This is a genomic window from Streptomyces asoensis (assembly GCF_016860545.1).
Classification (GTDB): domain Bacteria; phylum Actinomycetota; class Actinomycetes; order Streptomycetales; family Streptomycetaceae; genus Streptomyces; species Streptomyces asoensis.
The window spans coordinates 341,573-364,188 of record NZ_BNEB01000006.1; the positions used below are offsets into that span (position 1 = coordinate 341,573).

General features: G+C 71.1%; 15 protein-coding genes and 2 pseudogenes. 7 read left to right on the forward strand and 10 right to left on the reverse strand.

Going from position 1 to position 22,616, the window contains the following annotated elements:
- Positions 1 to 130: 130 nt before the first annotated feature.
- Positions 131 to 322: an acyl-CoA carboxylase epsilon subunit gene (locus tag Saso_RS37930; RefSeq protein WP_189928741.1), complete on the reverse strand. Its 192-nt coding sequence runs from the start codon at positions 320 to 322 to the stop codon at positions 131 to 133.
- A 2,717-nt stretch (positions 323 to 3,039) separates the two neighbouring features.
- Here Saso_RS37930 and Saso_RS38880 point away from each other — a divergent pair.
- The 3 genes from Saso_RS38880 (at position 3,040) to Saso_RS37945 (ending at position 6,668) form a co-directional block, all read left to right on the forward strand.
- Entirely contained in the window at positions 3,040 to 4,161 is a 1,122-nt protein-coding gene (locus Saso_RS38880; protein WP_203833587.1) for a ScbA/BarX family gamma-butyrolactone biosynthesis protein, read from the forward strand.
- Positions 4,162 to 4,974: 813 nt separating this feature from the next.
- On the forward strand, positions 4,975 to 6,057 hold the full coding sequence (locus Saso_RS37940; RefSeq protein WP_229901608.1) for a ThiF family adenylyltransferase: 1,083 nt from the start codon (positions 4,975 to 4,977) through the stop codon (positions 6,055 to 6,057).
- Positions 6,054 to 6,668 carry a GNAT family N-acetyltransferase gene (locus Saso_RS37945; RefSeq protein WP_189928469.1) on the forward strand — a complete coding sequence of 205 codons (615 nt, stop codon included), beginning with the start codon at positions 6,054 to 6,056 and terminating at the stop codon, positions 6,666 to 6,668. The genes Saso_RS37940 and Saso_RS37945 overlap by 4 nt, the downstream gene beginning before the upstream one ends.
- 207 nt (positions 6,669 to 6,875) lie before the next feature.
- Here Saso_RS37945 and cdgB read toward each other — a convergent pair whose 3' ends face one another.
- Positions 6,876 to 8,408 (reverse strand): diguanylate cyclase CdgB, encoded by a 1,533-nt coding sequence (gene cdgB, locus Saso_RS37950; protein ID WP_229901611.1) that lies wholly within the window; start codon positions 8,406 to 8,408, stop codon positions 6,876 to 6,878.
- Between the two features lie 1,739 nt (positions 8,409 to 10,147).
- Here cdgB and Saso_RS37955 point away from each other — a divergent pair.
- Positions 10,148 to 10,348 carry a hypothetical protein gene (locus tag Saso_RS37955; protein WP_189928467.1) on the forward strand — a complete coding sequence of 67 codons (201 nt, stop codon included), beginning with the start codon at positions 10,148 to 10,150 and terminating at the stop codon, positions 10,346 to 10,348.
- Positions 10,349 to 10,652: 304 nt separating this feature from the next.
- Here Saso_RS37955 and Saso_RS39210 read toward each other — a convergent pair.
- The 3 genes and pseudogenes from Saso_RS39210 to Saso_RS37975 form a co-directional block, all read right to left on the reverse strand.
- Positions 10,653 to 11,194: pseudogene (locus Saso_RS39210) on the reverse strand (DUF6368 family protein).
- A 227-nt stretch (positions 11,195 to 11,421) separates the two neighbouring features.
- Positions 11,422 to 12,099, reverse strand: a complete 678-nt coding sequence (locus tag Saso_RS37970) for a response regulator transcription factor (RefSeq protein WP_189928461.1) — start codon at positions 12,097 to 12,099, stop codon at positions 11,422 to 11,424.
- A 105-nt stretch (positions 12,100 to 12,204) separates the two neighbouring features.
- Positions 12,205 to 13,980, reverse strand: a complete 1,776-nt coding sequence (locus Saso_RS37975; protein WP_229901607.1) for a sensor histidine kinase — start codon at positions 13,978 to 13,980, stop codon at positions 12,205 to 12,207.
- 296 nt (positions 13,981 to 14,276) lie between these two features.
- Here Saso_RS37975 and Saso_RS37980 point away from each other — a divergent pair, with 296 nt between their 5' ends.
- Both Saso_RS37980 and Saso_RS38665 read left to right on the forward strand, forming a co-directional pair.
- Entirely contained in the window at positions 14,277 to 14,981 is a 705-nt protein-coding gene (locus Saso_RS37980) for an LURP-one-related/scramblase family protein (protein WP_189928457.1), read from the forward strand.
- Between the two features lie 99 nt (positions 14,982 to 15,080).
- Positions 15,081 to 15,518 (forward strand): annotated as a pseudogene (locus Saso_RS38665) (transposase); the annotation flags it as partial.
- A 304-nt stretch (positions 15,519 to 15,822) separates the two neighbouring features.
- On the opposite strand, the gene Saso_RS37990 reads toward Saso_RS38665, so the two are convergent.
- The gene (locus Saso_RS37990) at positions 15,823 to 16,113 is read right to left on the reverse strand and encodes an SCO0607 family lipoprotein (RefSeq protein ID WP_189928455.1); all 291 of its coding nucleotides are present in this window, start codon (positions 16,111 to 16,113) and stop codon (positions 15,823 to 15,825) included.
- Positions 16,114 to 16,415: 302 nt separating this feature from the next.
- Between Saso_RS37990 and Saso_RS37995 the strand changes: the two genes are divergently transcribed.
- Positions 16,416 to 17,240: a thioesterase II family protein gene (locus Saso_RS37995; protein WP_189928453.1), complete on the forward strand. Its 825-nt coding sequence runs from the start codon at positions 16,416 to 16,418 to the stop codon at positions 17,238 to 17,240.
- A gap of 104 nt (positions 17,241 to 17,344) precedes the next feature.
- On the opposite strand, the gene ccrA is transcribed toward Saso_RS37995, so the two are convergent.
- From ccrA to Saso_RS38015, 4 genes are all read right to left on the reverse strand, one after another.
- The gene (ccrA, locus tag Saso_RS38000) at positions 17,345 to 18,691 is read right to left on the reverse strand and encodes a crotonyl-CoA carboxylase/reductase (protein ID WP_189928450.1); all 1,347 of its coding nucleotides are present in this window, start codon (positions 18,689 to 18,691) and stop codon (positions 17,345 to 17,347) included.
- 262 nt (positions 18,692 to 18,953) lie between these two features.
- On the reverse strand, positions 18,954 to 20,513 hold the full coding sequence (locus Saso_RS38005) for an MFS transporter (RefSeq protein WP_189928448.1): 1,560 nt from the start codon (positions 20,511 to 20,513) through the stop codon (positions 18,954 to 18,956).
- Positions 20,510 to 21,046 (reverse strand): GbsR/MarR family transcriptional regulator, encoded by a 537-nt coding sequence (locus Saso_RS38010; RefSeq protein ID WP_189928446.1) that lies wholly within the window; start codon positions 21,044 to 21,046, stop codon positions 20,510 to 20,512. The genes Saso_RS38005 and Saso_RS38010 overlap by 4 nt, the downstream gene beginning before the upstream one ends.
- Before the next feature lie 125 nt (positions 21,047 to 21,171).
- A complete protein-coding gene (locus tag Saso_RS38015; protein WP_189928444.1) occupies positions 21,172 to 22,590 on the reverse strand; it encodes an NAD(P)/FAD-dependent oxidoreductase in 1,419 nt (472 codons plus the stop codon).
- Between the last annotated feature and the right edge of the window lie 26 nt (positions 22,591 to 22,616).

The following is a 22,616-nucleotide window of genomic DNA, read 5'->3' on the forward strand; positions in this document are numbered from 1 at the left end:
CGCCATGTCAGGTGCCTTCCTGGGACAAGGCCGAGGAGGTCTGGCCCCGGGTCTGTAAGAAGCATCATAACAAACCGTCAATGCGGTTTTGGTTTCGGTCGGGCGGGGACCAGCACGCATCCCCGCCGTGTCAGCGCCAGCCGTCGGGGGCCGCGTAGACCTGAGGCATACGCCACCAGCTCATTTCGGCCGCCGCCGGTTCCCCGGCACACTCGGGCTGCGCGCCCGCCCGCAGCGCGAGCAGCACCGCCACCACCGCGGCCAGCTCCCGCTCGTCGGGCCGCCCCCGCTCCACCCTGATCAGGGATTGCGTTCTCCCCATCGCACCGTCCCCCTCTTCTCGGACCATGCAAGACACCGTCGGCCAGGACACTCAAGAACCGCTTTGAGATCACTCGAGACCCACAAGACCCCCACCCCACCCACCCCGACGACCTGCCACTTCACGAGCCGCACCCCCGAAGAGCCGGGGACCGGGAGGCCCGCTTTCGGGGGCTGTACGGGCCCGCACCCCGGCTGCACGGGCCCGCACCCCGGAGGGCTGCACCCTGAGGGCTGTACGGGCCTGCACCCCGGCTGCACGGACCCGCACCCCGGGGGGCTGCCCGGCGCGGGCTGCCCGGCGCGGGCTGCCCTCCGGGGCCGGGGCAGGACCGCGGGGGGAGTGCGCAGGCGGGCTGCCCTCCGGGGCCGGGGCAGGACCGCCGGGGGCGGCAGGCGGGCGGTGCAGCGGGGGCCGGTGCCCGGGCGGGGGGGGTTACGGGACGGCGGGGCCGTGAACGGCCCTAAGGGGCGGCGGAACGCCGGGAGGGGGGGTACAGCGGCGGCCGGGAGGGGCGGGGCCCGGCAGAATGCCGGGGCCGTGAAACGCCCTGAGGCGGCGGACGCCCGGGGGTGCGGCAGCACGCGGGGACGTGGAGGCCCTGGGGCGGTGCGCCGGGGGCAGGGGGCAGGGGGACGCCGGGAGGGGCAAAGTCCGGCAGGACGCCGGGGCCGGAGCGTCAAGGTGCGGGGCGGTGAAGTACGCCGGGGGCGGCAGGCAGCGCACCCAGCGGGCGGGGAGTGCGTGCCCCGCCCAGGCCTCGGGCGGGGAGTGCCCACACAGGGCGAGGAGGGCTCAAGTCCGCGGCCGCGCCCGCCGGCTTCGGGGGATACGGATACGGGACACGACCGTCTCGTGCGCGGCGGGGAGGGCACCGGCTTGCAGCGGGCGGGTGCCGGCCGGGGCGGCCGGGCCGGCGATCCCGGCCCCCGGGACGGTCCTGACGGCCGCCGGGACCGCTGGGCACATCGTGACGGCACCCCCGGCGCCGGCGCTTCGAGGACGCCGAACGGCAGGCGGCCCGGCGGCAGCCGTGAGCAAGCAAGAAGAGGAGCGGCCAGGTTCCCCGACATCGGCAACCAGCAGGGCGGCACGGTCGGCAACGTCACCGGGAACCAGAGCGTTCACCGGCGGCCAGCCGGCCGTCTTCACGGCGGGCAGGAGGCGTGCGGCTGGTCCGGGACCTGAGGGACGTCGCTCGAGCGCACGGCACTGCCAGCGGCGATCAAACCCGAGGCGCGGGCCGAACCGGACTCGCTGGAGGAGGAAGTCGCCCGGCCCGAGCCGGACCGGCAGACCGTGGCGGGCCGGCAGGCCGCGGCGGGCCGGCTCGGCCCGATCACCCGGCTGCCGTCCTCCGCAGGTGCACTGGCCACCGCCGGCGCCCACCCGACCGGCCCGCTCGGAGCACTCGCCGGCCGGCCCGGCACACCCGGCCGGCTCGATCCCGCACGCCATCACAGGCTGAACCGATCACAGACGGACAGCCGACCCCAGACCGACGGCAGGAGACAGACGGCAAGGACTGACACAGAAAGCCGGCGAACACGGCCCGGCCCCCGGACACCGGACGGGCACGGGCCACGCGGGCCCCCATCACCCGCCCCCGCAGGGATCCCGACGCCCCGATGAAGTCCGCCGCCGCTTCAGCGAGTCGCCCCAGCCCTCTACCCCCCCCTTCCCCGTCCCGCGCGCGTGCAACTGCACCCGCGCGGGACGGACACGGCGCAGTACCCGTGGCGCAACCAGCCGCTGCCCCCGGCAACGAGCGGGCACAAGGCCCTGGCACGGCCCGGCCGCACCAACGACCCCCTCACGACCACCCACCAGCCCCCCGGCCTCACAGGTACCCCCACCCGGCACCCGCCCAAGAGACAGACCCCACGCCGAAAGACCCGAGGCCGGACCCCGCCACGGGCCGGCCTCGGCAACAGAACCCGAAAACAAGATCCGCAGACGGGCCAGACCCGGCGACAGGACCCGGGAGCGCCCCCGGGACCCCGACAACCGCAGACGCCCTCGGCCAGGACCCGGGACCGGACCGGGACCGACGGTGCTGCGCCGGGCCAGGAGCCAGGAGACCGCGAGCGCCCGCCCGCCCCGGAGCGCCCCGGAGGCCCGGGAACACCCACCCGCCCCGCCGACCCGGAAGACCGCAAGCGCCCGCCCGCCCCGCGCCCTCCACAAAGGCCGAGCACGCCGACAGCCGGGCCGACCTGGGCCACGGCTGACGGACGGGCGAGCACCAGGCCGCCCACGAGCCGCCCCAGGCCCACCCCGGCCCGCCCCCGGCCCACACAACAGACCGCGCATGCGGTTCCCCCGGGACACGGGCCCTCCCCGCAGCGGCCCCGCCCGCACCCGCCGCAGGTCCGGGCCCCCGCAGCAGACACGCCACAGCCCGTTCCCTACGGGCATCCGATCACCCGCACCCCCACCACCCGCGCCCACATGGCTCAAAACATACGTTTCACCGGCGTGCGAGCACCTCTCGAGCAGCCCTCGTCCCGCGGTAAAGCCGGAGTTCAGCCCCTGTCCGGCGGGCCGGGAGGCGGACGGGGGCCGCGACGGGGAACAAGCCGTTCGCTCCACCGCGCGGCCGGAATGACGGGTACCGCTAGAAATTAAACCGGGTGGTATGTATCTTCGCAGGCCTGAGGGGCCCCACAGGGCCCGTTCCATCGACGTCACGCTTCATGCGGCTCAGGGGGAGAGACATGTCTGTGAGCACTTTCCACGTCGAACGACAGGCCACCGCCACCCGCACTCCGGGCAAGGACACCACGGCCCCGGCCTACCTCACCGTCCCGCACTTCCCGTCCCTGACCAGCACCGTCCCCAGAGAACTCGTCCACCGCGCCAGCATCGCCGAGGTGATGCTGACCGGCTGGCAACGCCAGGACGACACCCACTTCACCGTCAGCGCCCAACTCCCCCGCCGGCACGGCTTCTTCGAAACCGTCCAGGGCTGCCACGACCCCCTGCTCATCGCGGAAACCGTCCGCCAGACCGGACTCCTGCTCGCCCACACCGAGTTCGGCGTACCCTTCGGCCACCAGTTCCTCATGTGGAACCTCGCCGTCGACCTCCGACACGAACACCTCCTCGTCGGCGCCACCCCCGCCTCCCTGGACATCCACGTCACCTGCACCGACATCAAACGCCGCGGCACCCAGCTGTCCGGACTGCACCTCACCGCCGCCATCCACCGCGACGGCACCCCCGCCGCGACCGGCACCGCCGCCTTCACCTGCACCTCCCCAGCCGTCTACCGACGCCTGCGCGCCCACCGCCTCAACAACACCACCCCCGCACCCCTGCCCCTGACCAGCCCCACCGCACCCCAGACCGTCGGCCGCCACTCCCCCACCGACGTCGTCCTGTCCCCCCACAACCAGCCCGACACCTGGCAACTACGCATCGACACCCGCCACCCCGTCCTCTTCGACCACCCCCTCGACCACGTCCCCGGCATGGCCCTCATCGAAGCCGCCCGACAGGCCGCCACCGCCTACCTCGGCCACCCCTGCCTCCCCACCACCCTGCACAGCGAATTCACCCACTACGCCGAACTCCACACCCCCACCATCATCAAAACCCACCCCCAACCCCCCCACCCCCACGGCCACACCCGCCTGCTCATCACCGGCCACCAAAACAACACCCCCATCTTCACCACCACCATCACCACCCCCACCCACACACCCACCCACACACAGACACCAGCACCCGCCCCAGCACCCGCCCCGGCACACGCACCAGCCCCAGCACAGGCACAGGCACCCGCCCCGGCACAGGCACAGGCACAGGCACAGGCACACGCACCCATCCCAGCCTGACCACACCCCCACACACCACAACACCAACCCCCACACCCCAACCACCCGACCCCACCACACCACCCGCAGACCACCCCGGGGAAACCCGTCAAGCCAGTTCAGATGTCACCCGAGATGTCACCCGATTGTGCGGCAGACCCGCCCAAGTCCTGCTCGGTCAGGTCACCGACGCACATCACCATCCTCTCCAGCAGGCTCCCTGCTATAGCGCGCGCCGCATCCGCTCCGCCGTCCGCCGTCCAAGCCGTCGCCCACATCCACAATCTGGCACTCACATCATGACCAGAAGACTATGACCACGGGCCCTGACCTGCCCAAACACAGACCTGTGCAACACCCTCTAGCGGACGGTGACGGTCGCGGTGTAGGCGCTGGTTGTGCTGGCCGCGCTGGGGCCGCGCTTTCGACAGCCGGCTGAGCCGTCGGTTGCCTATTCTCGTGCCTCGCCGTGTGTGCGGGAAAAAGCGTGTTGCGAACTGGAGCTGACCTTCACCGGGCTCGCCCGGCAGTGGGAGGCCGAGGGCCGGGCTGTCCCGGCCGGGCGGATGAGGAGTGGACGATCCTCGCCAGCCGCTACCCCTGGCCTACGCGCTGATCGCGCGGTGCGCCACAGCCCCGCCAGAGGCCCTGTACTTTCAGGGGGGCGCATTCAGCTAGAAGATCAATTCGAGTGCGCCCCGGCGGGTGATCCCCCGAATTCGGTGATCTTGGATTGTTAGCGTCGCCGTTGTGTCTCAGTCGCTGTCCGCCGGCCCGGAGCCGGCCTCCTTCGTCCTTCCTTCGCCTCGCCAGGCCAGTGAATCGTTTCGTCCAGTGCTGCTGGACCCCTCCCGGCCTGCCGGTGCCCAGGCCCTGTCCATGCTGCGTGGCTCGCCCCTGGTACGCGAGGTCCACGACCGTATCGAGGACCAGGTCGCCGAACTCGTGGGGTGTCAGGCGCCCGGCGAGTCCTTCGGCCCGCAGGCCCTTGACCGGGCGGTCGCCAAGGTCGTGTCGGGCCGGCCCGACAGGTACGGCAGGTGGGCCTGGTACCCGTGGTCGGGGCGCCTGGTCCATGTGCTGCCCGAGGCCGAGTTCCGCCTGGTCCGCACCGACCGCAACCGCAACAAGATCACCCGCGGGCAGCAGCAGCGCCTGCTGCTGCGCCGCATCGGCGTCATCGGCCTGTCGGTGGGCAGCAGCGCCGCACTGACCTGCGCCATGGAAGGCGTCGGCGGTGCCTTCCGGCTGGCCGACTTCGACCACCTCGGCCTGTCGAACCTCAACAGGCTGCGCGCAGGCGTCCACGAACTGGGCCTGGAGAAGAGCGTGCTGTGCGCCCGGCGAATGTATGAGCTCGACCCCTACCTGGACATCGAGGTTCACCGGGGTGGGGTGAACGAGGAGAACGTCGGGGACTTCTTCGGTGACCAGGACAACGGCCTGGACCTGCTCGTTGAGGAGTGCGACACCCTGTGGGTGAAGGTCGCCGCCCGTGAGCACGCGCGCCGCCGGCGGGTCCCGGTCCTGATGGACACCAACGACCGGGGCGTGCTCGACATCGAGCGTTTCGACCTCGACGGGAACCGTCCGCTTTTCCACGGCCGCATCGGGACCACGACCGCCGCCGACGTGGTGGGCCTGAGCCGGGAAGAGACCATCCGCTTCCTGCTCACAATCGTCGACGGGCAGCGGCTGAGCCCCGCCATGAGCGACGCCCTCACCCGGGTGGGCCGCACCCTGTCCAGCTGGCCGCAGCTGGCCAGTGGCGTGATGCTCGGCGCGGCTCTCATCACCGACACTGCCCGCCGCATCCTGCTCGGCGAGCCGGTACCCTCGGGCCGCCACTGGGCCGACCTTGAGGCCCTCATCCCCACCGTGTCCACCCTGCCCACGCCGCACGGAGCCGCCTTGTGAACCGCATCCCCGACCTGCGCGGCGAGCATCTGCGGTTGCGGGAACTGCACGCGGGCGACCACGACACCTTCGCGCGGATCCTCACCCACCGCGCCCTCACCCGTTACCTGGGCAACGACCGCATGGACGCCGCCCAGGCCCACGACGCCTTCGCCCAATGCCTCGCCCAGCCCCACACCCACCCGCGGCGCAAGTACACCCTCGCCATCTGCGCCCCCGACGACGACACCATGGTCGGCACCATGGGACTGCTCGTCGAGGACTACGGCAGCAACGCCATGCTCACCGCCCTGGTCATGCTGCCCGGCGCCCCGGTCCGCGGCCACGGCCACGAGGCCGGACGCCTGCTGATGGCCTACGCCTTCGGGCACCTGGGCCTGCACCGAATCTGGGCCGGCCACCGCAGCGACCACCACCACATGGCCCAGATCATGCACGCCGCCGGCCTGCGCCCCGAGGCCACACTTCGCCAGCTGTTCCGCACCCGGGGCTGCTGGCACGATGTCACCACCTACGCCACCGTCGCCCCCGAGTGGAAACGCCAAGCCACCGAGACCGAACTGGCCATCCTCGACAGCACGCCCCGGCCCGTCGAACCGGTCCCCCGGTAACTGCCCACCCGCCACCGGACCCGATCCTCGGCGAGATCGCCGCCCCGAGGAAGTCCGCCGGCCGGGCTGTGCCGAGGCCGAACGATCGCCGAGAAGCCCGGCCCAGGGTCATGATCAATCTCAGCGCCAATCGCGCACGCTTGTCAGTAGTGTTTGAATTCCTTGCAGGTGGCGCCGTTCTGCGCATCGGCCCTTGAAAGCCTTCGCTCACGACGCGAACCCGCGGGCCGCCCGCAGGGTGTCACTAGGGGACGTCCCGCACTGGGCCCATGCGATACCGACACCCGCGTGCATGCGGACCACCTGGCCGCCCAGAGAGATCGGCAGGTGGATCTGGGACTGCATCCACACCGCGGCGGTGTGTGCGTCGGCGGGGCCGAAGTCGTCGGCGAGGACGACGAACTCGTCTCCGCCGTACCGGGCGACCGTGTCGTTGTCGCGTATGGCTTGACGGAGCCGCCGTGCGACCTCGACGAGGACGCTGTCCCCCGCGTCGTGCCCGAACTGGGTGTTGATCGCCTTGAAGTCGCGCAAGGCGAAGAAAATCAGGGCCAGGCCATGGGTGTCGTCCTCGCGTACGGGGGCCCATACGTGAGTGTGAGGGGGCGCGGCCTGGTCGTCGTATCCAAGGTAGGAGTTGTCATGTGGCTCCCCGGCGGCGTCGGCCCCGTGCTCCGGGAGTGCGCAGAGACGGGCGTCGATGCGGGCGTGCAGCTCGGCGGAGTTCGGCAGGCCTGTGAGGTCGTCATGCGAGGCACGGTGGGCGAGTTCGAACTCGCGGTGCTTGCGCTCCTCGATGTCCTCGACGTGAGTGAGCAGGAAGCGGGGGCCGTCGTCGGCGTCCGCGACGACGCTGTTGCGCAGCGAGGTCCACAGGTACGTGCCGTCGCGGCGCCCGAGGCGCAGTTCCGCGTGCCCGCCCTCAGAGCTGGTGCGGAGCAAAGTGCCTATGTCTTCGGGGTGGACAAGGTCGGAGAACGAGTAACGGCGCATGGCGGAGGCCGGGCGGCCCAGCATGCGGCACAGCGCGTCGTTCGTCTGGAGGATGCGGCCGTGGTGGTCGCCGCCCATCTCGGCGATGGCCATACCGTTGGGTGCGTACTCGAAGGCTTGGCGGAAGGATTCCTCGCTGGCCCGCAGCGCCTGCTGCTCTCTTTCTTGTCTGACCAGTGCGCGTTGCATGTTCGCACGTAACCGCGCGTTGCTGATCGCGATGGCGGCCTGGAAGGCGTACTCCTCCAGATCCCGGCGCTCGTCCGGCGTGGGACGCCGGCGTGTGAGGGGCCGGTCGACGGAGATCACACCGAGCAGCTCACCGCGGGAGGCACCGGAAGCGCTTCGGGTGTAGAGCGGCGCGAAGAGGCGGTCGGAGGGGTGCCACTCGTCCTCGGAACTGGGGGCGGGGCCGTCGGTGTACCACTGCGGTACGTCGTCATCGTCGAGGACCCAGCCTTCGGTGTGCGGTATGAACCGCAGGTCGCCCCAGGCCTCGCCCATGCTCAGCCGACGTTCCCAGGACTCGCGGGAACCGACGCGGCCGGTGATCAGCTCCTCGGCGGCAGGATTGCCCGCGAAAGAGGCGACGACGAGATTGCCGTCCGTGCGGACGAGGTTGACGCACGCCAGTTCGTAGCCGAGACCAGTCACCAGACCGTCGGCGACGATCTGCAGGGTGTCCGCGAGGCTGCGGGCGAGATGGAGACCCTGGACCGCGGCCTGAAGACTGTGGCTCTTGTCGATGGCGAGGGCGCTGCGGTTGGCGAACTCGGCGGCGACGGACAGGTCGGCGTCCTGGAAGGCGTGCCCCTTGGGGTGGCGCAGGAGGACCGCTATGCCGATGATCCGCCTGCGGCCGTGCAGGGGCACGAGGACGGTGTGGCCTCCGCGTGGTACCTCATGCCTCATACCGATCAGTTCCGGCAGCGCGGCGCCAGCGCCGGGCGAGTCGGTGGCGACCGGCAGTGCCCCGTTGAGCACTTCGAAGAGCGCGCTGCCGGGGCGTACCTCGCACCGTGCGGAACCCATGCCGGCGTGGGGCGGGTGCACCTGTTGCAGCCGCAGTACCAGCGGGCCCTCGTGTCCTTCATCGCCCACCGGGATCGGGTCCCGCAGATAGACCATGACCGCGTCGGCGACGGTGGGGACGACGGCCCGGCACAGTCGCGTCACGATGTCTTCCGGGTCTCTTCCCCGGGTGATCCGGCGAGCCGCCTCGAAGATGTCGTCCTGAGAGTCGGCGGCCGCAGGCTGCGGGGATTCGAGTGCAGGGAAGGTTGTCTCCTGGCTGGTCGGCGGGTTGTCCTGGGTTGTTCCGGACAACCCGGCGGGTTGTCCGCCCAGGTGCTGGCGAACCTGTTCGGGCACGGAGACGCCGGCTTCCGCCGGGGAAGGCGAGGCAATCGAGGGCGACCAGTAACCCACCTCGTCGGCGGCTTGCTGAACGGCTTCGTGTTCCTCGTCGAGGACGGCGCGCGCCTTCTCCAGTGCACGGTCCACGTCGTTGAGCGCGGCATCGTCGGAGCTGAGCGCGTGCATGTCGAGCTGGGACAGCAGCGGTGCCGGCTCCTGCGTTCGGGAGGTCTCGTCGTCGCCCATGCGGAGCCGTAGCTCGGCGAGTTCGGCCTCCAGTTCATGGATGCGGCGTGCGGCGTGGTCGGCGACCTGCTGAGCGATGCCCCGCTCCCGCTCTGCGCGCACCAGCTGTTCACACAGTTGTGACTCCTGCCGTTGCGCCCGGGAGAGGAGCTCCACTACTCCTTGGCCGTCGGGGAGTTCTACGGTCACCGACTCCAGCGCGTCGAGGCGACGCCTCAGTTCGGTGACCTTCGCCTGGGCCTGTCCGAGCATGACGAACAGCAATGTGGCGATCGACAGAGCCTGCTGCCGCCCGTGCTCGCCGGCCTCGTAGGCCTGCCGGGCGCGCTGCATCTCCTGAAGGACCTCGATGGTGCGGTCCTTGGCGGCCAGCAGTTCCCGGGCGGGCACCAGCTCCTGTGGCTCCGTGATCGGCGTGGGGTTCGCGCCCGCCCGGTCCCACAGTGTCTTCGCCTGACCGAGGCGTTGCCGGGAGAGGTCGGCCTGCTCGTGGGGAAAGCACACGTCGGCCACGGCCTCGACGAGATCCCACTCCAGCGACTTGCCGGACAGCCGGTCACGTAACTGGCGTAACTCTGGCACGACTGCGGCCACGAAGTGCTCGGGAGTGAGCCGTGCGTGCAACTCCCTTACGGACAGCTCCGATTCGTCGAGCCAGGTCCGCACCACCGCGACCAGCTGGTTGATCTCGACGCACGAGCCCTGGGCCGGTCCCCACGGCCGTCCCGCCCGCTTCCTCTCGCCGGCCACTCGTCTCCCCCGTGGTTTGTTCGCCGGACAACCCCCTGTTGTCGCCGGAGAAACATCCAACCGCCCCACCTGCGGTTCCGTCCGGGGATCGTCGTAATTCGTCATCGACACCACACGATCCAGGCGGTGCTCTCATGAACCACACCTTCCCGGCGTTGCTGCTCCTTGCGCTGGCGGTGGCCGTCCTCTTCTCCGTCATCGCCGCGGCGATCGCCTTCGCCCTCGCCCGCTGGGAGGGGGCCGCGGTGCCGGCGGCCCTGTCCCGCTGCGGCATCGCGTTCGCCGCGAGCCTCACCCTGTGCCTGGCCGTCTTCGCGGCGTTGGACCGGACGTAGCAAAGGGGGTAGGGACAAGAGGCCGGCCGGCGGCGGGACTTCCCCTTACGCCCCGGCAGGTACCGTCTGGCCGGATCATATGGTCTTGGCCGAAAAGCCAGGACAGCTCAGGGCTGGCCAGCGCCATCACGCGTTCGCGGTGCCGGAACCGTTTGCGGCGACTCTGCGGGTCCGAGTCCGGGCCGGCAGAGGGCTGCGGTCGGTCATTCCCTCTGTTGTTCCGGGCCGCCAAAGTCGGGGCTGCTGTAGTCCGGGCTGGAGAAGCTCGGTCGCGAACCTCCCAGGTTGTCGGGCTGGTCTGCGGCTACTTCAGGAGCCGGAAGCCGGGCTGCCGAGCCCACGCTCTGAGGAATTCCGCCGAACCGTAGGCGGCAGGCCACGGATCCGTCATCGTCGCGATGATGCCAGGAAGGTCGGTCACGATCGGGACTTGGCCCTCAAGAAGTTCGGCATTGGCGACGCCGCCGATCACGTCCATGACAGCAGCGGTCAGCAGGGCCGTGATGACGTGGTCGACCGGCCTGTTACAGAACGCTATGACGTCGACGGCTGTGTCGGGGTAAAGCCGATGAGGGGTTCCTGATCGACTTCGTCGGCGTGCTCGGCCTCGAAGACGGCCTCGTCGCCGATGCCGGGTCCCATGAGAGAGACCATGACAGGCCGGCCTCCGTCGATGCCCCCGGTGTAGGCGACGCCGAGGCTCTCCGCGTGAATGTTGAGCTCGTACTCGCCGACCCGCTTCTCCTCAAAGTGCGACGAGGAACGGACAAGGAGCTCCCGGAGCCGCTGGATGGATATGAGTGGGACGGGCTCCGCCAACTCGATCACCAACACCGGACCACTCATGACGAGAGCCTAGCCAGCCTGGGCTCCCATCCCCAACCGGTTACTCAGCATGCCCTCACCACACAAGCCGAATCAGATGTGATCTTCCCCGAAGGAGGCACCTGATGAGTACGACGACCTGTAGGTCTGCAGGGTCGGCCACCGCTCATTGACGGGTCCGTGGCTGCTTCCGGGTGTCCACCGTACGGCGTTCACTGCTGGTCAACAGGCTGGGTAGCTCCGTCCGGTCAGTGCCTGCCCGGCTGAAGTCCCCCCGGCTGGAGCCCTGCGTCGCGAGCGAGGAGGGCGGCCTGGACTCGGTTGTCGCAGTCGAGCTTGGTGAGGATGCGGCTGACGTACGTCTTCACCGTGGCCTCGCTCATATGCAGCCGCCGCCCCGCGTCCGCGTTGGAGAGCCCCTCCCCGAGCAGCGCCAGCACCTCGCGCTCCCGGGTGGTGAGCCCGTCGAGCCGGCGGCGCGCGGCCTCCCCGCGCGTGGTGGCCCCGGTGGCGGAGAGCGCGTCCGCCACATGCCGGGTGGCTGCGGGTGAGAGGTACGCGTTACCTGCCGCCGCGGCCCGCACCGCCTGGATCAGCTCGTCGGGCGCGGAGTCCTTCAGCAGGAACCCCGCACCGCCGTGGCCGAGCGTGCGCAGTACGTTGTCCCGCTCTCCGAAGGTGGTGAGGATCAGGACCCGTACCTTCGGCGCGGCGCGGCCGAGTTCGACCAGCGCCGTCAGCCCGTCCATCACCGGCATCTGGATGTCCAGCAGCGCCACGTCGACCCCGCCGCCCCGGGCCGTCTCCACCGCCTCGCGGCCGTCCCCGGCCTCGGCGATCACGTCGATGTCGTCGGCCGAGGTGAGGATCATTCTGATGCCGGCCCTGATGAGCGGCTCGTCGTCGGCGACGAGGACCCGGATCACACAGCCTCCTGCGCGGTGTCGATCATGACGTGGTGATGGAGAAGCGGATGGAGTGGCCCCGCCATCATGCCCTGTAGCGGCCGACCCTCCGCACGGGGCCCGGCATCACTTCGCCTTGTACGTCTCCTTGGAGACCAACTTCCCGTCCTGGAAGCAGAACCGGAAGACGGTGAGGGCGTCGGCCCCCTGGTCGTCCTTGGAGGTGAAGTGCCGGCACGTCGCTCCCTCGGGCAGCTTGGGCCCTTGGTCCGCCAGGTCCGAGGTGAGCCACGAGTCCTCTTCGGGGAGCCTGGCCTGGATGTCGGCCTCGGCGTCCCCGACCTTCGCCTCCTCGTAGACGCTCGGCGAGATGTCCGCCTTCTTCACCTCTTCCGTCATGACGCCGATCCCCCAGACGCCCAGGCCGATGACGCCCGCGACGAGGACGACGGCGGTGACGGCACAGCCGATGGCGACGTTCTTCCTGGTACTCATAGTGGTGGTGAACTCCCTTTGTGGATCGGCCCCGTTGATGACCGTTCCACCGTCGCCCACCGCCCCGGGACGCCGCTGCCCCCGAAAGTCGCGAGCCGATACGACCGAGGTCGCGCCATTCGGTCCCGCGCCGCCCCGCGCACCGCTCCCCGCCCCGTGTCCCCCGAGGTTCCCCACCCGGCCCTCCGCGCCGCTTCCCGCCTTGCTCTCCTCCCCGTACGGCAGCATCCCCGCGATCCGGAAGCCGCCGTCCTCGGTGGGCCCGGTGTGCACCATGCCGCCGACCCGGCCGACCCGCTCGCACAGCCCCTTCAGCCCCTGGCCGCCGCTGATCTCCGGCGGCACCTCGGGCGCTCCGCCCGACACGGGCCCGTTGGTGACCTCCACGACCAGGCTGTCCGGTTCGTACCGCAGGGCAAGGCGTATCGGGGCGCCCGGCGCGTGCTTGTGGGCGTTGGTCAGCCCCTCCTGGACGATGCGGTACGCCTCGTGGTCGGCGGCGGGCGCCAACGGCCGCCGGACACCGCTTCGGTCCAGCGACACGGCCGTGCCCGCGCCCCGGGACGACTCGACCAGGCCGTCGATGGCGGCGATGGTACGGGGCGCGTACGACACCGAGGCGGCGTCGCCCACCGACTGCGGCTGGTGCCCCTGGTGTTCCCGGTACTCCCCGTACTCCGCCTCGTCGTGGAGCACCCCCACCGCCGCCCGCAGCTCCGCCATCGCGGTGACGGAGGCACCCCGGAGGATCCGTACGGCCTCCCGCTGGTTCGCGGTCAGCTCCGGGTCGACCTGGAGGGCGCCCGCGTGCACGGAGATCAGGGCGAGCTGGTGGCCGAGGCTGTCGTGCATGTCATGGGCGATGCGGTTGCGCTCCAGCAGCCGCGCCTCGCGGGCCACCATCGCCTGCTCGCGCCTGAGTTGCTCGTTGTTCAGCCACAACGCATCGAGCAGCCGCCGCCGTTGGTCCCGGTAGCGGCCGACGAGGGCAGGCACCACGGCAAGGGTGAGGAATGTCGCGACGTTCCACCCGAGGGTGACGAGCAGCACAGGCGCGACCCCTGAGGCGATGTCCTGGTACAGGTCCGGGACAGTGTGGAGCACACACGCGGCCCCGAACGCGGCGGCCACCCGCCAGGGTTCCGTGATCCGCCGCCCCGCCGACCAGGCGGCGCACACCAGCAGCACGGAGGCCATGACATTCCACCCCCCGGCCAGCGGGGCGGAGAGGATCAGGGCGGTCGCGGGCAGCGCGTGGCGCGCGGGCGCCAGCAGGGCCATCGCCCCGGCGAGGAGGACGGTCTGCGCGCCGATAGTGTCCATCCACGCGCCGATGCCCGTGGCGAGCCCGGCGAGGGTGACGGCGAGCACCGCCTCCCCGACGATACGGGCGGGGCTCCAGATCACACCGCCGGTCAACCGCCGCCGCAGACCCCGAACGGCGAGCCCGGCGGAAGGTACCCGTCGATCTCCCACATCCGTACCCACCCGCACATCCACATCCATTTCCCTGTCCGCATACACCGGACCGACGGTAGGCCCCCGGAAGAGCGCCTGCATCGGCCGAGCGTCGTGCCACCGTACGACGAAAGTTGACATCTTTCGTCGTACGGGATCACGACTTCCGGAGACTGCGCCGGGCCGGTCGTGCGGCCGACGATGGACGGACCGAAACGGGGACACGGGGACAACGGGAGATCCACATGGACAGCACCGGCGCGGAGTCGAGTACAGGAACGGGCGCGGAGCAGGACGAGGCCGCCGTCGGTCTCACCAAGGCCGCCCCCGCCCCAGCCCCGGCCCCAACCCCCGCGGAAGCACCGGACATCCAGTCCCACGACACCTTCGTCATCAAGAAGTCACTGAGCCTCACGACCGGCGAGTACGTGGTGAGCGTGGCACGGCCGGACGGCTCCGAGGGCGAGCCCGTCGCATACGCACGCCAGAAGCGGCTGTCGCTCAGGGGGCAGGTGACCGTCTATACGGACGCGTCCAGGAAGTCCGTTCTCGCCGCTTTCAAGGGCCGCGACCACGAAGTGGGCTACATGTACGACGTGCGGGACGCTTCGGGCCGGTCCTTCGGGTCGTTCCACGAGGACGCGGGCGCGTCTTTCCTCCGCAGGACATGGCAGGTGCGGCAGCCGGGGACGACGAAGCTGACCTGCCGCGAGCGCAGCAGGGTGGTGGCCTTCGTCCGGTTCGTCTGGGAGTTCGTGCCGTATCTCGAATACGTGCCGTTCATCTGGCCGTACCGCTTCGAGTACACCGAGAGCGGCAAGCCGCTGATGACCGTCACCAAGAAGCTGGGGCTGCACACCCGGTACGTACTTGAGATCCTCGCGCCCGACATCGACCGCCGCCTCGCCATCGCCCACACGCTGGCCCTGGACGCCCTCGAAGTGGACTGACACGTACATCACGACCGTTACGGCGAAGTAGGCCAGGTACGCCACGGATCGCCGTTGCGCGTCGCGTCGCCGACAGGCCGCCGAGCCACAGTCACAAGCCTGCCGGACCGGCAGGCGTTGTGCGGGATCCAGTGCGTGCTGCATACCGGCATCCAGTGGGAGCACCTGCCACAGGAACTGGGCTTCGGCTCGGGGATGCCTGTTGGCGACCGCCGACCGCGTGGAAACGGGCCGGCGCGTGGGACGAGCTGCATCTGGTGCTGCTGAAGAAGCTGCGGCGGCGAAGAAGCTGGACTGGTCGCGGGCGGTGATCGACTCCTCCCACGTGCGGGCGGCCCTGCGCGGCCGACAAGCGGGCCCAGCCCGGTCGACCGCGCACGGCCGGGCAGCAAGCACCATGTCCTCACCGACGGACAGGGCATCCCGCTCGCGGTGTCGCTGACCGGCGGAAACCGCAACGACGTCGCGCAGTTGCTGCCGCTGCTGGACACGGTCCCACCCGTGGCCGGCGCGGTCGGTCGGCCACGACGCCGACCTGACGGCTGAACGGCATCCGCCGCCGCGAATCCGCTGGGAGAGCCGCGACGACATCCACGAAACCTTCCTCTGCCTCGACACCTGCCTGATCACCCACCGACACGTCCAACGCCGTTGTCGGGAACCCTTATCGCTGACGGCCACTCCGGTGTCTCGCCGACCTGCTGGGCCTTCAGCAGCTCCAGAACCGGCACGTCGGATCGTCGCGGGCCGACCGAACACGGTAAGCAGGAACCGGCAAGTCGACTGGCTGCGGCCCTGCGGCGCCATGCACTGGGATGCCCGCCGGATGCGGGCGTCGGGGTCAGCCCTCCGCCGGGGCGTCGATGACGTTGCCCTCCTTGTCCAGGGTGTGGGTGTCCCAGTACGTGTCCCACTTGTCGCCGACCTCCTGCGGCACCTTGCCCTGCGGATACCGCGCGAATCCCGACGGAGGTTCCTGTCCGTCCGAAACGCAGGCACTGCCGGTTCCGCCCACGGACAGGACGGGGTACTCGCCACTCGCGCAGACGTCTTCGCGGTACTCCCAGCCGGAGCAACCGGTGAGCGCCACCACCGCGGCCACGCTCGCGAAAGCGGCGGCCGCGATGCGCATGCGTCCAGGACGGACTCTGGTGGTGAAGCCCGCTCTGCGGGACGTGTTCATGACTTTCTCCAGTCGTTCGGTGTGCCACCACTCTCGCCGCCGGAGGGCTGCCGAGCCCTGAGTACGCGTACTCACACGCGCTCGTGCGGATGCTCAACATGCCTGGCTTCAGGGGCGGTTCACGAGTTCTCAGGGGTGGCCGTGTCGGGGCCCGGGGTGGGATTAGGGGTTCGGGTGGGGCCCGGGGCCACCTAGGCTGGCGCCGTCATGTGGACACGCCCCGCGGGGCCGCCCGGTGAGGAGTCACGTGGATGAGCACGGACAGGAGCACGGGAACGGGCGCGCCGGGCGGCGCTGCCGACGCCGGGGACACCCTGTGGGTGCGGCGGTTCCATCCGGTGGCGGACGCAAGGGTGCGGGTGGTGTTCCTGCCGCACGCGGGTGGTTCGGCGTCGTTCTTCTTCCCCTTCTCGGCGGCACTGGCCGCCACCGGTCGCGTCGAGGCGCTCAGCGTGCAGTACCCGGGGCGCCAGGACCGGCGTGACGAGGCGCCGTTGCGGTCCCTGGCGGAACTGGCGGACGGCGTCCACCGGGCGCTGCGCGGCTGGACGGACCGGCCGCTGGTGCTGATGGGGCACAGCATGGGCGCGGTCATCGCCTACGAGGTGGCCCGGCTGGGGGAACGCGAGGGGAACGGTGTGCCGCTCGGCGTCATCGCCTCCGGCCGCAGGGCCCCGTCGGTACACCGGGTGGAGGACGCGCACCGGCTCGGCGACAAGGAGTTCCTGGCCGAGGTCCGCTCCCTGAGCGGCACCGCTTCGGCGCTCCTGGACGACGAGGAGATCGTACGGATGATCCTGCCGGGGCTGCGGGCCGACTACCAGGCGGTGGAGACGCACGAGCCGGCGCCCGAGCCGCTGTTGCGCTGCCCCGTCGGGGTGGTCACGGGCGACGCGGACCCGCGGGTGACGCCGGAGGAGGCGCAGGCGTGGCGTCGGCACACCACGGGCGGCTTCCGCTTCCGCGTCTTCCCGGGCGGGCACTTCTACCTCAACGACCACCAGGCGTCGGTGGCGGACACGATCGACGAGTACGTGGCGGCGTTCGCGAAGGAGGCGGCGGCCGACGCCGGTTGACGCCGGTGGAGCGGGACGCGGACGGCGCGGCACCACCGTGAGGAGCGGTGGTGCCGCGCCGTCGTCCGCGGGCTGCCCTGCGGCGCTCGTGCGGTCGGCGGGCGTCAGTCGGTCGGAGCGCGGAAGCGGTTGATGGCGGGCAGGTGCCGCTCGCGCAGTTCACCGTTGCGTACTCCGAGGCCGGGCTCCGGCGCCAGGCACAGCACGCCGACCTTTCCGGAGTGGCGGTTGCGGTGCACGTCCTGGGTGGCGGTGCCCACCGCGGAGAGCGGGTACACGGTGGAGAGCGTGGGGTGGATCATGCCCTTGGCGATGAGACGGTTGGCCTCCCACGCCTCACGGTAGTTGGCGAAGTGGCTGCCGATGATGCGCTTGAGGGACATCCACAGGTAGCGGTTGTCGTACTCGTGCCGGTATCCGGAGGTGGAGGCGCACGTCACGACGGAGCCGCCGCGCCTGGTCACGTACACGCTGGCGCCGAACGTCTCCCGGCCGGGGTGCTCCACGACGACGTCCGGGTCCTCACCGCCCGTCAGTTTCCTGATCCTGGCGCCGAAACGCTTCCACTCCCGGGGGTCCGGTGTGGACTCGTCCTTCCAGAACCGGTACCCCTCCTGCGCCCGGTCGATGACCAGTTCGGCGCCCATGGAGCGCACCAGCTCGGCCTTGCGCTGCCCGGAGACCACACACACGGGAACGGCACCGCCGTTGAGCGCGATCTGGGTGGCGTAGGAGCCGAGCCCGCCGGCGGCGCCCCAGATGAGGACCGTGTCGCCCTGCTTCATCCGGGCGCCATTGCGCGAGACCAGCTGCCGGTAGGCGGTGGAGTTCACCAGTCCGGACGCCGCGGCCTCCTCCCAGGTGAGGTGGCCCGGCATGGGCATGAGCTGGTTGACCTTCACCAGGGACAGCTCGGCCAGGCCGCCGAAGTTGGTCTCGAAGCCCCAGATGCGCTGCTCGGGGTCGAGCATGGTGTCGTCGTGGCCGTCCGGCGCCTGGAGCTCGATGGACAGGCAGTGGGCCACCACCCGGTCCCCCGGCTTCCAGCCGCGCACGCCGGGGCCGGTGCGCAGCACCACGCCCGCGAGGTCCGAGCCGAGCACGTGGTACGGCTGGTCGTGCCGGACGGCGTCGGGGTCGCCGGAGCGGGCGTAGCGCTCGAGGAACGTGAACGTGGGGAGCGGCTCGAAGATGGCGCTCCACACGGTGTTGTAGTTGATCGCGCTGGCCATGACCGCGATCAGCGCCTCTCCGGGACCCGGCTGCGGGGTCGGCACCTCCTCCACGCGCAGGGCCTTGGCCGGGTCCTTGTCCCGGGTGGCGAGCCCCTCGAACATCGTGGCGTCCTCCTTGCGGATCACCGCCCCGCGGTACGACTCGGGCAGCGGGAGGGCCGCGATGTCCTCGGGCCGGGCATCGTCGGAGAGTACGGCGCTGACTATGGCTTCCACGAGGTCCCCGATTCTGGCGTGAGGAGTGACTGACCGCCGTCTGCGACTGTAGGGACCGTCGACGAGGGGCCAGAACCCCTAATCTGCCGGGACGCCCCGTACCCGCCGGGGCCCCGCCGCGGGCCGGGGTTAGGGGTCGGGGGCGGTGGTTAGGGGTGCGGCCGGGAACGGGCGGTGCGGCGGGTATGGGGCGGCCGCGGCACCCTCGGCGTGAGCCGGTGGTGCCGCGGCCTTTTCACGGTCGCCTGGGACGGGGGATTCCTCAGGCGACCGAGCCGGTGATCCGCTTCCCTTCCGCGCTCTCCTGCTCGGTGTCCTTGGCCGGGACGGCGGCCTGCTTGGGCATGAAGGCGAGGGCGAGCAGCGCGGCGACCAGGGCGATGCCGGAGCAGACGTACAGCAGGGTGTGCATGGCGCCCATGAACGCGTCCCGGACCTCCTCGAGCATCGCCGGGTCACGGAGCTTGGCGGCGACGGCCACGCCGGTGGAGACGCTGCGCCCGGCGGCGTCCGCGATCTCGTCCGGGGTGCCGGGGAGGTCGAGGTTGCCGCGGTAGGCGGAGTTGGCGACGGCGCCGAGCACCGCGACACCGATCGCGCCGCCGACCTGACGGAGCGCCTGCACCACGGCCGAGCCGACGCCGCTGCGCTCCTTGGACAGGGAGTTGAGGGCCGCCGCCATGGAGCGGGTCATCGCCAGGCCGAGGCCGGCGCCGATGACGACCAGCCAGATCGCGACGTAGCCGTAGCCGGAGTCGGTCTCGGTGGCGGTGCCCATGAACAGGCCCACGCTCACCAGCAGGAAGCCCAGGGCGGGGACGGCGCGCGGGCCCAGCTGCGCCGGCATCTTGTTGATGACGCTGGCCCCGACGAGCAGGCCGCCGATGAGCGGCAGCAGCCGCAGGCCGGTGCCGAGGGCGTCGGATCCCAGCACCGCCTGGAAGTACTGCGGCAGGGCGAACATCAGGCCGAACATCGCGAAGCTGACGATGGTGCTCAGGACGGAGCCCCACACGAAGCCCCTGCCGCGGAAGAGGCCGAGGTCGACCAGCGGGTCCTTGCCGGCCGCGGTGACGCGCAGCTCCCACAGGACGAACAGGCCGGTCAGCACGGCGCCGGCGAGCAGCGCGACGGCCGTCTCGGTGCTGTCCCAGCCCTTCTCGCCCGCCTCGATGGCGCCGTAGGTGAGCGCGGTGAGACCGGCGCTGGAGAGCACCACGCCGCCCAGGTCGATGGTCACGCGCTCGGCGCTGCGGGACTCGGGCACGAGCTTCGCGACGGCGAGGACGCCGAGCAGCACCAGGGGCACGTTGATGAGGAAGACCGAGCCCCACCAGAAGTGGTTGAGCAGGGCGCCGCCGATGATGGGGCCGAGCGGCAGGCCGAGCATCTGGGAGACGGCGATGACGGCGATGGCCTTCGTACGCTCCGCCTCGGTCTCGAAGATGTTCAGCAGGACGGAGGTGGACAGCGGCACGATGAAGGCCGCGGCCAGGCCGAGCACGGCCCGGGCGGCGATGAGCTGCCCTGAGCTGGTGCAGTAGGCGCACAGCAGGGAGGCGACGCCGAACAGCAGGAGCGCGGCGACCAGGAACTTCTTGCGGCCGAACTTGTCACCCAGCAGGCCGGCGGGCAGCAGCACGGCCGCCAGGACCAGGGTGAAGGCGTCGACGATCCACTGGAGCTGGCTGGTGGACGCGTCGAGGTCGGCGCTCACCGTGGGGAGCGCCACGTTGAGGATGGTCGCGTCGACACCGATCGCCAGCAGGCTTAAGCCGATGGCCCCGAGGGCCCACCATTTGCGGCTCTGCACATCACTCATAACGGCATCCCGTCCTCGTCGTTCGGATCGTCCGCCCGGTCACCGCGGTTGACGGCGTCCCAGCGCTTCCACATGGGTTCGGCCTCGGAGTTCAGCCAGGTGAACATGCGGTGGGCCTCGCGCATCCTGGCCGCGCGCACCTCACCCTCCGGGAACAGCCGCAGGCCCTCTGCCGTGATGTCCGCGAAGGACGTCATGCTCTCCAGGCGCCGCTTGAGGACGCCCGACCAGGCGTCCTCCGTGATCCGGTAGTACGTGGCCCGCTCACCGGCGCGGGTGACGGCCTGCACCATGCGGGCCTCGGTGAGCAGCCGGAGGGTGGTGGTCAGGGACGCGCGGCTGGCCTGCACGGCTTCGGCGATCTGCGCGGCCGTCTGCTCCGGCGGCTCGCTGATCATCAGCCACGCCATGGTCCTGCCCATGATCGGCGGCCAGCCGGCCTGCAGCATGAACCATGCCGTCACCCGCTCCATCCAGGCGCGGAGCCGCTCCGCGTCGGGATCCTGCTGTCTCCCGGCGTCGTCCGACGACATGCTGCAGCACCTCCTGTAGCTCATAGTGAGCTATAGCCGTTTCAGTCATCACTGTAATGACTGAACGAGGAAACGGGAAGCTCGCGACAGCGGTGGCGCGCTGCCGGAGCCCGGATCCGCCCGTTTCAGTGGCCCGCGGGCACCGCCGTCCGCGCCGCCGCGTACTCGTCGTCGCTCAGCGTCGGCCCGTCGGGCAGGTCGAGCGCGGCCGCCCCGGCCAGTGCCGCGCGCACCTCCGGTGCCTGGAAGGCGTCGTCGGCGACGCCCGACAGGGTGTTGACGCGCATCGCGGCCGCGCACACCGCGGCGTCCGCGAGGGCCGCCGTGCCGATCAGGTCGGCCTGGGCGCGCCGCTGCGCCGCGTGCCTGGTCAGGCGCGGGTCGTCCGTGCGGGCGAGCACGTCCGGGTAGCAGATGTCCTGGGAGGTGCCCAGCGACCACGGGGTGTCCACCACCGCACCGACGGCCCGCTGCACGGCCCGGGCGGTGCCCGGCCGCAGTCCGCGTTCGGCCAGGGTGGCGCCGAGGGCCGCCGCGCTGAGCGCCGCGGCGCTCATCCCGTGCCCGTAGACGGGGTTGAACGCGGCGACCGCGTCGCCCAGGACCACCAGTCCGTCGGGCCATTCCACGAGCCGGTCGTAGTACAGGCGCCGGTTCGCGGTCGAACGGGACGCCTGGACACCCGTCAGCGGCTCCGCGCGCTCGACGAGGTCGGCGATCAGGGGGTGGCGCAGGGTGCGCAGGTAGGCGGTGAAGCCCTCCTCGGTGGTCGGCGGCTCGCCGCCGCGGGTGCCGGAGAGCGTGACCATCCAGCGGCCGTCCTCGATGGGCAGCAGGATGCCGTTGCGCCCCGGCACCCCGGCGCGGTGATCGGCGTACACGCTGACCAGCGGGAACTTCTTCCGCGCGCCCGGGGGCGCCCGGAAGATCCGGGTGGCGTACGCCATGCCGGAGTCGATGACGTCCTCCTGCACCGGGGGCAGGCCGAGCGCGGCGAGCCAGCGCTTCACCGGGGAGCCCCGGCCCGTGGCGTCCACCACGACGTCGGCGTCGAGCACCGACACGGTGCCCTCCCGGCGCGGCTTGTAGGTGACGCCGGTGACCGCCGACGCGTCGCCCCGCAGCCCGATGATGTCGGTGTCGCCGGTCACGGTGATCCGTGGGTCGGCCCCGGCACGGTCGCGCACGGTCCAGTCCAGCAGCGAGCGGCTGGCGGCGATCATGAACTGGGTCTCGGGGAAGCGCCGTTGCCAGCCGTACGCGGTCAGCGACACCAGGTCCTCGGGGAGCCCGATGCGGTGCGCTCCCGCGTCGAGGAGCCGGTCCGTGGTGCCGGGCAGCAGTGACTCGATGACCCGCGCGCCGCCCGACCACAGCACGTGGGTGTGCCGGGCCTGCGGCACGCCGCGGCGGGGGTCGGCGTCGCCGGGCAGCCGGTCGCGGTCGAGCACGGTCACCGCGTCGACGTGCCGCGCCAGCGTGGTGGCGGCCAGCATGCCCGCCATGCCCGCGCCCAGGACCACCGCCCGTGTCGTCTCGGACATCGTTCCTCTCACGTTCCTTTCGGGGA

Coding starts and splice junctions, on each gene's coding strand:
- Saso_RS37980 (WP_189928457.1), top strand. CDS start 14,277: ATGGACAGCACCGGCGCGGAGTCGAGTACAGGAACGGGCGCGGAGCAG.
- Saso_RS38880 (WP_203833587.1), top strand. CDS start 3,040: ATGTCTGTGAGCACTTTCCACGTCGAACGACAGGCCACCGCCACCCGC.
- Saso_RS38015 (WP_189928444.1), bottom strand. CDS start 22,590: ATGTCCGAGACGACACGGGCGGTGGTCCTGGGCGCGGGCATGGCGGGC.
- Saso_RS38010 (WP_189928446.1), bottom strand. CDS start 21,046: ATGTCGTCGGACGACGCCGGGAGACAGCAGGATCCCGACGCGGAGCGG.
- Saso_RS38005 (WP_189928448.1), bottom strand. CDS start 20,513: ATGAGTGATGTGCAGAGCCGCAAATGGTGGGCCCTCGGGGCCATCGGC.
- Saso_RS37990 (WP_189928455.1), bottom strand. CDS start 16,113: ATGCGCATCGCGGCCGCCGCTTTCGCGAGCGTGGCCGCGGTGGTGGCG.
- Saso_RS37995 (WP_189928453.1), top strand. CDS start 16,416: ATGAGCACGGACAGGAGCACGGGAACGGGCGCGCCGGGCGGCGCTGCC.
- Saso_RS37955 (WP_189928467.1), top strand. CDS start 10,148: ATGAACCACACCTTCCCGGCGTTGCTGCTCCTTGCGCTGGCGGTGGCC.
- Saso_RS37930 (WP_189928741.1), bottom strand. CDS start 322: ATGGGGAGAACGCAATCCCTGATCAGGGTGGAGCGGGGGCGGCCCGAC.